This window comes from Orbaceae bacterium lpD02, from assembly GCA_036251875.1.
Classification (GTDB): Bacteria; Pseudomonadota; Gammaproteobacteria; order Enterobacterales; family Orbaceae; genus Orbus; species Orbus sturtevantii.
The window spans coordinates 588,244-601,167 of sequence record CP133960.1 but is presented as its reverse complement, the minus strand read 5'-3'; the positions used below and the strand labels follow the sequence as shown (position 1 = coordinate 601,167).

General features: G+C 41.0%; 5 protein-coding genes. All 5 read left to right on the top strand.

The features are described 5' to 3' along the window. The 5 genes from RHO12_02495 (at window position 1) to RHO12_02475 (ending at window position 12,811) form a co-directional block, all read left to right on the top strand. A complete protein-coding gene (locus RHO12_02495) occupies window positions 1-540 on the top strand; it encodes a toxin-activating lysine-acyltransferase (protein ID WVD66650.1) in 540 nt (179 codons plus the stop codon). Then, window positions 533-7,006 (top strand): hemagglutinin repeat-containing protein, encoded by a 6,474-nt coding sequence (locus tag RHO12_02490; protein WVD66649.1) that lies wholly within the window; start codon window positions 533-535, stop codon window positions 7,004-7,006. The genes RHO12_02495 and RHO12_02490 overlap by 8 nt, the downstream gene beginning before the upstream one ends. An 8-nt stretch (window positions 7,007-7,014) precedes the next feature. Continuing rightward, on the top strand, window positions 7,015-7,317 hold the full coding sequence (gene imm40 / locus RHO12_02485; protein WVD66648.1) for an Imm40 family immunity protein: 303 nt from the start codon (window positions 7,015-7,017) through the stop codon (window positions 7,315-7,317). Window positions 7,318-7,514: 197 nt separating this feature from the next. Then, entirely contained in the window at window positions 7,515-12,362 is a 4,848-nt protein-coding gene (locus tag RHO12_02480; protein ID WVD66647.1) for a hemagglutinin repeat-containing protein, read from the top strand. Then, complete coding sequence (locus tag RHO12_02475) at window positions 12,359-12,811, top strand: hypothetical protein (GenBank protein ID WVD66646.1); 453 nt, start codon at window positions 12,359-12,361, stop codon at window positions 12,809-12,811. Before RHO12_02480 ends, RHO12_02475 begins: the two co-directional genes overlap by 4 nt. Window positions 12,812-12,924 lie beyond the last annotated feature (113 nt).

The following is a 12,924-nucleotide window of genomic DNA, read 5'->3' as shown; positions in this document are numbered from 1 at the left end:
ATGTCGCAAATCCAATTAATCTCGCCTTTATTTTTAGGTGATAAATACAGTGAAGGTGATGTGTTTGGTAGCGCTGTTTGGCTTTGGATGCACTCAGAATTTCATAAAGAAATTCCACTTTATATGTTACCTACCTTGCTATTACCTGCAATAAAAAAGCAACAATTTGTCTTAGGCACAAAAGCGGGTAAACCCATTTTTTTCACCTCTTGGGCGTGGATGAATGAAGCGAGTGAAAAAAAATATTTGTTGGCTAAAAACAGTCTAACGTTAACCGATGCCGATTGGAATAGCGGCAGCCGAATATGGTTTATTGATTGGGTGGCGCCGTTTGGTGATAGTAAACACGTGAGTGACATGATACTCAGCGATATGTTTGCTAATAGCTGCATGAGAAGTTTATACCATAAAGGGAATAAAGGTGGGATAAGGGTTAAGTTTTATCGGGGAAAACAGGTTGCCATTGAAACCGCAAAAACTTGGCAACGTAGCAATCCGTTGGCATTAGATTTAAATCAAGAGAATTACAACAATGAATAAGCATTTTTATCGCATTATTTTCAATAAAGCCCGTGGCATGTTAATGGTGGTGGCCGAAATAGTAAAAAGCCATCAAGGTGAAGGCCGCACTACGCAAAAAGCCAAGGCGAGCCTAAGTCATGATAAAAACATCACGGCAGCCTTAACCCCACTCTGTTTTTTAACTTACGTAGCACTCGGTTTAGTCAGTGTTGTCACCTCAAGCTATGCTAACACCATTATCGTTGATAAAAATGCTGATAAATCGCAGCGCCCAACCTTAAATAACACCGCCAACGGCGTGACACAAATAAATATTCAAGAAGCCAGTAAAGCAGGCGTATCTCATAATAAATTTAGCCAATTCGATGTGTCCGAAAAAGGGGTGGTTTTAAATAATAGCGCTCAGTTATCAAATACCGAACTTGCTGGTTATATTAAAGGCAATGACAACTTAGTGCGTTCTGGCAGTGCGAAAGTCATTTTAAATGAAATTAATGCTAAAAATGCCAGCCAACTTAATGGTTATATTGAAGTCGCTGGGCAAAAAGCGCAGGTTGTAATTGCTAATGCCGCCGGTATTACCTGTAATGGTTGCGGCTTTATTAATGCCGACCGCGCCACCTTAACGACCGGTAAACCGATTATGCAAAACGGTCAATTAACCGGTTACTTAGTTGAGCAGGGTAATATCACCATTAATGGCAAAGGGATGGACAGTAGCCGGCAAAATTATACCCATCTCATCTCGCGCAGCGTCAATATCAATAGCAGCCTATGGGCCAATGATGCGCAGGTTATTGTGGGTAAAAATAAAGTCAGCTATGATTTACAGACGATTGAACCCCTTGAAAGCGATGACGACAAACCGCAGCTGGCCATCGATGTGGCGGGTCTTGGCGGTATGTATGCGGGTAATATCAAGCTTGTTGGTACCGAGCGCGGTGTTGGCGTCTATAATGCGGGTAGTTTAGGCGCCAGTGCGGGCAGTGTCACCATTAATACCGAAGGTAAAATTGTCAATACTGGTACGATAATTGCGAAAACTGACGCGCAGCTAACCGCCCAGTCAATTGATAATCAAAACCAAATTGCCTCAAGCAATCAACTATTACACGCGGATAAAATCGACAATAGTGGCGAAATGAGTGCAAACTCATTTAAGGTTAAAACAACGCACTTAACTAATACGGGACAAGGTAATATTTATGCCACTGATTTAGTTATCGATGCGGATGAAATGACGAATACGGGATTGGTTAATGCGGATTCATTATTACTCAATGCTAAGCAGCTCAATAATATTGGTACGGGACGGATTTACGCCTCGGATCTAGTAATTAGCAGTGATGAACTCAATAACCTAGCGGATGACAATCGTGCGGCAACCATTGCGTCAACGGGTCGATTAGCGATTGCCAGTAAAACGATTAATAACTATGAGCACTCGCTGATCTATAGTGAAGGGGATATGGTCATTGGCGGGAGCCTTAATGATGACTTGACGGTGTCGGGTTCGGCAACTGTTATCAATAATCATAGCGCAACCATTGAGTCAGCGAAAAATGTGCAGTTAGCGGTAGATGAACTGAATAATATTAATGATCATATTGAAATTGAAGTGCGCGATCTGGAAGTAGAAACCATCCTTGAGTACCAAGCATCGAAAAGTCCCGTACGTTATAGCAAAGATGAACTGACTTTTTTTAACAGTGAAGTTTGGCACATGCGAATGCCAAATGGAGATTACACCGATGACTATTATGAATATCAATACGAGCGTGCGGTAAGAGAATCAAAAATCACGCACAGTGAACCAGCAAAAATTTTAGCGGGCAATAGCTTAGTCATCAATGCTAACCATGTGTTAAATGATAACAGCCAACTGATTGCTGGCAGCGATTTAACCGTCAATGCCGATAGTTTTGATACTCGCTCGTTAGAGGGCAAGCGTTATACTGTTGATAATGGCATTGTGACCTATTTTTATCGGATCAGTCAAAAAGGATCGGATGATCAGGGTAAACGCAAATCGACTTATCAACCCGCTGAAGTGATTGAAACGATTTTATTAAATGATGCGCAGGCGCAGGAAAATACCCCGGTCGCCAGTGACGGTAGTCAGATTGAAGGGGATTTAAATTCATCCTTGAATAGTAATGACAGCACCATAAACTTGCCTATTTTAAATGGGCTCTATAACTTGACTCCTGAAGTAGACAGCAACTATCTGATTGAAACCGATCCCGCATTTACTAACCAGAAAAACTGGCTCAGTTCCGATTATATGGTTAAGCAGCTTAAAGTCGACCCTAATAATATCCAAAAGCGGTTAGGGGATGGTTACTATGAGCAAAAGCTGATCCGAGAACAAATTATTAATCAAACGGGGATGCGTTATCTTGATGGGTATAGCAATGATGAAGCGCAATATCAAGCGCTGATGAATGCGGGGGTTGAGTTTGCCTCGCGCTACCAATTGACGATTGGCGTTGCGCTAACGGCTGAGCAGATGTCGGCATTAACGACCGATATCGTGTGGCTTGTGAGTAAAACCGTGGTATTAAATGATGGCACCACGCAACAGGTATTAGTCCCCCAGCTCTACTTTGCGAGTAAAGTCAGCGTTGATGGCAGTGGTGGCCTAGTCTCAGCCAATAATGTCAATATTAACGTAAATCATGATTTTTCAAATAGCGGTAAGGTACTGGCAGGAAAGACGTTAGAGGTAACGGCTGGCACAATTAATAATCAACATGCAGGGCTATTATCAGCCAATAATCTGACGCTTAATGCCGTAACCGATATTAATAATCTGGGAGGGACGATAATTGCCGAAGACCTCTTAAAACTGACAGCTGGTCAAAATATTAACCTTATTTCAACCACCACCCAGGGTAAAAATACGGTTAACAATAACCATTTCTCGCATACCAATATAGACAGTACCAGCACACTCATCACCCAGAATGATAAGGGTAAGATGGTTTTACAGGCTGGTAATGATATCAATACGGCAGGGGCTAAACTAGTATCATCAGGTAAAAATAGTTCGTTAGTGCTAAGTGCCGATAATTCTATTAACCTGTCAACGCAAGATATTGAGTCAGCCCAGCGCGTTGAGTTCGATAGCGATAACTACTTCAGCCATAAAGAGCAGACAGAGGTGGGGACGAGCATAGTCGGTAATGGCACGGTCGAGTTAAAGGCGAATAATAATGTAGCCATCCACGGTAGTGACGTCTCGGCAAGTGATAAGCTGGCGATTTCAGCCGGTAATAACGTCGCCATTAGCGATTCAAAGCAGCAGATTGATTACACGAGCCACAGTAAAATTAAAGGTCATAGTGGGGGGGGCACCAAGCAAACCGTGACGAGGCAAACCGATATCAATAATACCTTATCAAATGGTAGTCACCTTGATGGACGTGATGTTGATATTCGCGTGGGTAAAAACCTGGATATCGTGGGTAGCCAAGTGGTCGGTAAGGACGAGGTGACGCTCACGGCGGGTGAATCGGTTACTATCAGTGCGGGGCAAGAGTCGTATTATAACCATGATATAAATAAGACCGAAAAATCTGGATTTATGAGTAGTGGCGGCATCGGCTTTACCTATGGTAAAGAAAAAGAGTCGACCACCACCACCGACACCCAGCAAGGTTACCAAAGTAGCACGGTGGGCAGTACGGAAGGTAATGTGACGATTAAAGCCGGTCAAGACCTGACAGTTAAAGGCAGCGATATTATTGCCAAAAAAGAGATTAACTTAACCGGTAACAACGTCACGCTAGAAGAGAATGATGCTAAAATTACCTATAAAGAAGAGTATGAGTACGAAAAATCAGGCTTAACGCTTGCCATGACCGGTACGGCTGCGGATGTGTATGAAGCAGGTAAAGCGGTTGAACAAGCGAAAAAGAAAGATAATGATAAATTACTTGCACTGCAATCGATTAAAGCCGGCTTAACCGCTATTCAAGCAATAGAAGATTCACAACTTAAAAATGACAAAGGAGAGAGTCAAGCCTCAATTGGCGTGAGTGTGTCGGTTGGCACGCAAAAAACCGAACGCATTGAAAATCGAGAAGAGCATAGCGTGATGGGCAGCGGCGTATCAGCCGGTGATAATATCACTATCACAGCGACTGGTAATGAGCAAAACAAGGGTGGTGATATCACCGTTAAAGGCAGTGAAGTTAAAGCGGGTCAAGATATCAGCCTTGAGGCAGGGCATGACGTTAACCTTATTGGCGCAGTCAATACCCAGCATAGCGATAAAGATGAAAAAAGCTATGGCGGCAGTTTCGGTCTTGGGCTCACCTTCGGTTCAAAGGAAACCGGGCTAAAATTTAGTGGTAATGCCAACTTTAGCCGTGAGCGTGAAAATGCCGATGGTAGCGCCTGGAGCGAAGGCGTCGTTGATGCTGGTAAAAACCTGACGGTTAAAACCGGCAATGATACCAACTTAATCGGCGGGCAGCTAAAAGGTGATAGTGTTAAACTGGATGTGGGCAATAACCTAAATATTGAGTCTCTGCAAGACACTGACAACTACGATTATGACAAATTATCAACCTCAATAAGCGGTAGTTATACTTACGGCAGTAATAATGTTGATGTTAATGTCTCAATAAGCAAAACAGAAATGGAAAGTAACTGGGCGAGTGTCACTGACCAGTCCGGTGTTTTTGCCGGTAAAGGTGGCTTTGATGTGACAGTTGGCAATAATACTGACCTTAAAGGGGCGGTAATTGCCTCAACCGCCGATGATAAATCGAAAAACAAACTCGATACGGGCACCATTAGTTTTGAAAATATTGAAAATAAAGCGGACTTTGATGTTAGTCATGTCTCGGTAAGTGTTGGCACCAGTGGGACATCGCCAACAGGAGGGATACCGACGATTTATAACAATAGCGGTAGCGCCTCAAGTACCACCAAATCAGCGGTGGAAGAAGGCAGCTTAGTGGTGCGTAATCAAGATGAGCAGACGCAAAACGTTGATGAATTAAGTCGTAATACTGACAATGCTAACAACCCACTCGGTCAAATCTTTGATAAACAAAAAGAGCAAGACCGTATGGACACACTTGACCTTGTCAAAGATATTGCTGCTCAAGCGAAAGATGTGGTCAATAAATATGACCGCATACAGGCGCAAAATGACTTAGCAAAAGATAAAGATGGCATAATTAACAATGCAAAGGATACATACGATAAATTATCGGACAGCGATAAAAAAGCGCTAGCAGAACAAGGTATTAACTCAGCCGATGATTATGCGAATAATAGCTATTATGTTGCGGTTAATGATAAAGTTATCGATAATAAAAAGAACAACCTTGGCGGAATGGGTAGCACCGTAAGTAAAGGGATTGATGCCGCAACCGCCATTATTAGTGGTCTGGTTACTGGCGATATTACCGGTGGGCTTGCGGGAGCCAGTGCGCCTTATTTGGCGGGTGTTATTAAAGAACAAACGTATGAGCGTGACGAAAAAGGTAATATTCGTTATGATGAAAACGGTAATGAAAAGGTTAATACTGAAGCAAACTTAATCGCTCATGCTATACTGGGTGCTGCCGTTGCCGCAGCACAAGGTAATTCAGCATTAGCCGGCGGGATTGGTGCCGCTTCGGGTGAAGTTGCGGCAGAATTTATTCGTGATAAACTTTACGGTAAAAATGTCAAAGATTTAACCGAACAAGAAAAAGAAAATATCAGTGCCTTAGCTCAATTAGCCAGTGGTTTAGCTGTTGCAGCAGGAAGTGGCGGTAATATCAGTGATGCTGGTACCGCGGTTGCGGGTAGTAAAAATGCGGTTGAGAATAATAATTTGGCGGTGATTGTTATTCAAGTAATGAAACCATCACAAACCATAGCCGCACCTGTTGCAATAACATTACAGGATTATTTAGGATTAACATTATCTCAAACAGAAGTTGCTTTTGTTCTAAATAGTATGACCACTGAGGAGCGAATATCTCTTCAGGCAAGGTTAAGTGATGGGGGCGGATCAACTCAAGAGTATATTGATACGTTAAGAGACAAGTATGCTAATTTGGCACAATCTTCCGATAGTTCATCAAATGATAAATCTGATAGTCAAACATCAGCAGGAGCTCAAACGGGTTCTGTTGGTGGCGCTTCCGGGTTACCACCTGATGATGATAAAGATCAAAAAAGTAAAAGTGATTCCAAGAAAAAAGAGACGTCAGATATTGATGCTGTAGATTTTTTTGAAAATAGTTCTTATACAGATAAAGTAAGAAAACAATCATCTCAAAATGATAACCATGGTTTTCCTGAGTCTGTTGATGGATTTGCGGAAAAGGGTAAAGTGACACAATTTAAAGGTGGTGATGGTAAATCATACTGGAAACTAGAAATTAATGGAAATTATAAGGGAAAAGAAGGTGTGTTTGAATATATTAAGGGAGCTGATGGTAAAATTAATCATAGGCTCTTTGTACCTAATAAATAGGATAAAAAATGATTAATCAAATTTTTGAGTTGTATGCAAGATGCGGTAATAGTTTAAAGAGCATTGGTATTAATGAGGCAGTTTTACCAATAAATGAAATAGAGTATGCTTTAGAGTTATTTTTGAAAACAAATCTACTTATTTTGGGAGGGGATATATATGAAAAAGATACTTCAGGAAATATAGTATATGCATATGCTAGTTGGTCTTATGATGGAACTAGTGTGTTGAGTGGTATAGAAGAATCAAGAAGTTATTTGAATCAATTTACCGATAATAAATTATTAGTTTCATTCGTTATTCAAAATTAAAATAAAAATATGAAATAGTCAGTTCTGCGAACTGCCTCGCAGAACTGAACTAATTATTTACCCACTATGTGATGTAACGGTATGCTTTTATTGGAGAGAAACTTAGCGGTATGATAAAAACTCGATAAGCGATGCTCGAATGACACTACAATTGAGTCGGCAATTTTAATGAGAATGTGCAGGGTTCTTCCTGTCTTATGGTTGAGCATCTAACTAATACTGTTGATTCAATACACAAAATAGTGACTACCGGTACGCGTTATTATCAATATGACTATTATGCTAAAAAAGGGCGGCATTATAACCGCCGTGATTCCTATGCTTATAACCCACTTGATGAAATATCTGCAATTGATTTAGGCCTATCAACGATTAAAGAAAATACATCAGTGTCGAGCACTACGCTTAATCCGAGTGAACGCACTGAGGTTGATCCTAACTTAAGTATCAGCACCATAAAACCCAATACCGCGTTACCGAACAGTAGCTTATACAAAATAAACAAAGATCCGCAAAGCAATTACTTAATTGAAACTGACTCACGTTTTACCAATAAACAAGAGTGGCTTAGCTCGGACTATATGCTTAAGCAGATTAAAAACGATCCCAATAACACCCAAAAACGCCTAGGTGATGGTTATTATGAACAACAATTAATCAAAGATCAGATTATTGCCTTAACCGGGCAACGCTATTTAGGTGATTACAGCAGTGACATGGAGCAGTATAAAAACCTCATGAATGCTGGGGCTGAATTTGCCAATACTTATGGCGTGCGAATTGGGGTGGCCTTAACGGATGAACAGATGAAGCTGCTCACCTCAGACATGGTCTGGATGGTGAGTAAAACCGTGACCGTCGATGGGCAAGATATCGAAGTATTAGTGCCGCAAGTCTACATTGTTAATCGCCCTCAAGTCACCAGTGCCGGTGCACTCGTGTCGGCTAAAAATGTAGTAATAAGCAGTGATGCCGATATTCGTTCATCAGGGGCGATTGCGGCGAAAGATCAACTGGCTATCTCGGCGAATACAATACATAACCAAGGCAGCCTATCAGGTGCAAGCGTTGCATTAAATGCTGTCGACTCTATTTTATCAAATGGCAGCATCTCAGCTGACTCAAAACTCAGCTTAACAGCGGGTAATGATGTTAATTTGATTACCACAACGCGCACGGCTGAGCGTGAAACCAAGCAAGGTCATGATATTAAAACCGTCATTGATCGCACTTCAAGCGTCAGCGTTAAAAACGGTGATATGGTGATTAAGGCCGGTCATGATATTAATACCGCCGGCGCGTTACTTATTAATCAAGATAAAGATGGCAGTATCACACTTGATGCGGGTAATAATATTAACCTTGGCAGCGTTAATACACGTGATAAACAGGAGTATATTGCCAGTCGTACCAACTACGTCAAATCGGATGTCGACCATGTGGTGGGCAGTGAAATTTATAGCCAAGGCAATATTAACCTTAAAGCGGGCAGCGATATCAATGTTACCGCCTCAACCGTTAATGCCGATAATGCGCTAGGCTTAGCGGCAAATAATATTAATATTAATTCGCAGTCATCCAATCGAAAAGTGGATGCCCATTTAGTGGTGGTTAGCAAAAGTACCTTCTCTAAAACGACAAATATCTATGATTTAAATGTTGATAATACTGTGCAAACAGGCAGCTCATTAAGTGGTAAAACCATTGATTTAAATGCGAAAAAAGATATTACTGTGACCGGTAGTCAAGTGGTTGGCAGCAATGATATTAATTTGAGTGCTGGCAACAATGTGGTGATTAATAGTGGTGAAGAGTCTTACTATCAAAAAGAGAACACCACCACTAAAACCTCAGGGTTAATGAGTAGCGGCGGCATTGGCTTTACCTATGGTAAAGAAAAAGAGTCGACCACCACCACCGACACCCAGCAAGGCTACCAAAGTAGCACGGTGGGCAGTACGGAAGGTAATGTGACGATTAAAGCCGGTCAAGACCTGACAGTTAAAGGCAGCGATATTATTGCCAAAAAAGAGATTAACTTAACCGGTAACAACGTCACGCTAGAAGAGAATGATGCTAAAATTACCTATAAAGAAGAGTATGAGTACGAAAAATCAGGCTTAACGCTTGCCATGACCGGTACGGCTGCGGATGTGTATGAAGCAGGTAAAGCGGTTGAACAAGCGAAAAAGAAAGATAATGATAAATTACTTGCACTGCAATCGATTAAAGCCGGCTTAACCGCTATTCAAGCAATAGAAGATTCACAACTTAAAAATGACAAAGGAGAGAGTCAAGCCTCAATTGGCGTGAGTGTGTCGGTTGGCACGCAAAAAACCGAACGCATTGAAAATCGAGAAGAGCATAGCGTGATGGGCAGCGGCGTATCAGCCGGTGATAATATCACTATCACAGCGACTGGTAATGAGCAAAACAAGGGTGGTGATATCACCGTTAAAGGCAGTGAAGTTAAAGCGGGTCAAGATATCAGCCTTGAGGCAGGGCATGACGTTAACCTTATTGGCGCAGTCAATACCCAGCATAGCGATAAAGATGAAAAAAGCTATGGCGGCAGTTTCGGTCTTGGGCTCACCTTCGGTTCAAAGGAAACCGGGCTAAAATTTAGTGGTAATGCCAACTTTAGCCGTGAGCGTGAAAATGCCGATGGTAGCGCCTGGAGCGAAGGCGTCGTTGATGCTGGTAAAAACCTGACGGTTAAAACCGGCAATGATACCAACTTAATCGGCGGGCAGCTAAAAGGTGATAGTGTTAAACTGGATGTGGGCAATAACCTAAATATTGAGTCTCTGCAAGACACTGACAACTACGATTATGACAAATTATCAACCTCAATAAGCGGTAGTTATACTTACGGCAGTAATAATGTTGATGTTAATGTCTCAATAAGCAAAACAGAAATGGAAAGTAACTGGGCGAGTGTCACTGACCAGTCCGGTGTTTTTGCCGGTAAAGGTGGCTTTGATGTGACAGTTGGCAATAATACTGACCTTAAAGGGGCGGTAATTGCCTCAACCGCCGATGATAAATCGAAAAACAAACTCGATACGGGCACCATTAGTTTTGAAAATATCGAAAACAAAGCGGATTTTAATGTTGACCATGTGTCAATCAGTGTTGGTGTTAGTAAGGGTGATGAGTATCAAGCAACTGGAGGGATGCCATCGGTTTACCATAATGACGGCAAAGCCTCTAGTACCACCAAATCAGCGGTGGAAGAAGGCAGCTTAGTGGTACGTAATCAAGATGAGCAGCAGCAAAACGTTGATGAATTAAGCCGTAACACTGACAATGCTAACAACCCACTGGGGCAAATCTTTGATAAACAAAAAGAGCAAGACCGTATGGACACCCTTGACCTTGTCAAAGATATTGCCGCCCAGGCGAAAGATGTGGTCAATAAATATGACCGCATACAGGCGCAAAACGAGGTTGATAAGAATAAAGATGAGCTAGCTAAAGCGGAAGCGAAAAAAGTATACGATAAATTATCTAAGGAAGATAAGGAAAAAATTTCGTTAGATGATTTTTATAAAAGTGATAAAGACGGCTTTTACTATAGTGCGGTTGATACTCAACTCAAAAACAACCAAGAAAAAGGCAAAACTAATGGCGGAATGGGTAGCAGCGTTAGCAAAGGGATTGATGCGGCAACCGCCATTATTAGTGGCCTTGTTACAGGCGATATTACTGGTGGGCTTGCGGGAGCCAGTGCGCCTTATTTAGCAGAGCAGATTAAAAAGCAAACAGGTCATTATGATTCAAAAGAAGACAAATGGAAAATGGATGACCCTAATGCTAACCTAATCGCCCATGCAATACTCGGTGCCGCGGTTGCCGCAGCACAAGGTAATTCAGCATTAGCCGGCGGGATTGGTGCCGCTTCGGGCGAAGCTGCAGCTGAATATATTCGTAAAACACTGTATGATGATCGAGATCCTAGAGACTTAACCCAAGCTGAAAAAGAAAATATCAGCGCCTTAGCTCAATTAGCCAGCGGCCTAGCTGTTGCAGCAGGAAGTGGAAGCATTGCCGATGCGGGTACCGCAGTTGCAGGCAGTAAAAATGCAGTTGAGAATAACTATTTAAATGCATCAGAGGATAAAGTTAAGACTGACCTTGAGCGACAACTTCCTTATTTGTCAGCGGAAGACAAGGAAAAAGCGCAGGCGGCTATTAACGAACTGAATAAAAAAAGCGAAGAACTAAATCTTGCATTGAAGGATGCTTGCCAAAATCTAAGTTCAGAACAATGCGGGACATTAAGAAAAGATCTCAAGTTGGCAGGTGAGTCTTATGATGGTAAGTTAGATAAAAATGACCCTTATTATCATTATTTGCAAAGTCAGTATAAAGATCAGTATGATGGTTATAAAGAGATAAATTCATTAGAGTTTGATTTAGCTTTAAAAGATGTAGAGGCTTATCGAGAATGGAAAGCTCAGCAATTGACTGAAAATTATGGGTTTAGCATAGAAACATCTCGAAATTTAGTTTTTTGGGAAAGAGTGAGCAATACGGCAATGGCCGCAGCCGCTGCCATTGTAGGACCTAAAGTAGTAGAAGAAGCAACAGGAACCAAACCACCAGTTAATAGCATTGGAAAAGGAACCTCGACAACGGCTAATAAGCCGAATAATATAGGCGGGGAAATTGCTGGCGAGGTTGGAAAGGGTACAATAGCCCCACAAGGCTATAATGTTGATCCTAATAAATTTGACTATTTCTTTGGTAGGGTAACGACTGGAAACGCTCATAATGTTCAGCGTTCCGCGCAAAACTTAAAAGATTTAAATACACTTGGGATAAAAACAGAACAACAATTAGTTTCTATATTTAATAAGGCAGCCGGTGAAGGAACTATTGTTTCACAGAAATCAAATAATTTTGGGACAACAATAACTAAGTCAATGAATGTTTCAGATAAAGGAGCTATTCAAGTGAGTTTCTTCTACCCTAATGGTAACTTAAATGCAACACCAAAAGTTACAACCTTAATTCCAAAATTATCGGGGGGTATTAAGTGATTAATTTGATAAAAATAGATAATAAAGAATTTGATGATAGTCAACTACCAATTCTTTTTCATAAACCAGAATATGCTCGTTATTTTTATTTTTTAGTTTATAACGAATTAAGTGTACTAAGATTTTCTGCTCAAAGTGAAATAGATCCAATAGTCAAAGAAATAGGGAACGTAATTGCTATTGGAATAGATCAGTCTGTTGGCTTCTGGGATGTATCTAAAAATGAAATATCACAAACAATATCATTAACGTCTTTTTTCTATGATTTTTATTTTTCAGAAAAATATATTTTTATCGTATGTGAGGTGGATGTTGTTATATTGCAAATTAATACATTAATAGAATACAAAAGTTTGTCATTTAGTGAATATATTGATCATATTGAGCTAAACGATGATAGTATTCTGATCAATTTTATTAATAATGATATTGAAACAATCTTGATTTAACGTATTACTTGAAATTCCTACTCTAACCAAGAATAGGGATCTTGTTTCTATTTATTCCCAGCCCTAGACTGTTTATAACAGTGTGATGCATATTGGTCGGATGCACAATATCT

Bases quoted from the DNA above. Each gene is read 5' to 3' on its own strand.
- imm40 (WVD66648.1), top strand. From the start codon at position 7,015: ATGATTAATCAAATTTTTGAGTTGTATGCAAGATGCGGTAATAGTTTA.
- RHO12_02480 (WVD66647.1), top strand. From the start codon at position 7,515: ATGGTTGAGCATCTAACTAATACTGTTGATTCAATACACAAAATAGTG.
- RHO12_02490 (WVD66649.1), top strand. From the start codon at position 533: ATGAATAAGCATTTTTATCGCATTATTTTCAATAAAGCCCGTGGCATG.
- RHO12_02495 (WVD66650.1), top strand. From the start codon at position 1: ATGTCGCAAATCCAATTAATCTCGCCTTTATTTTTAGGTGATAAATAC.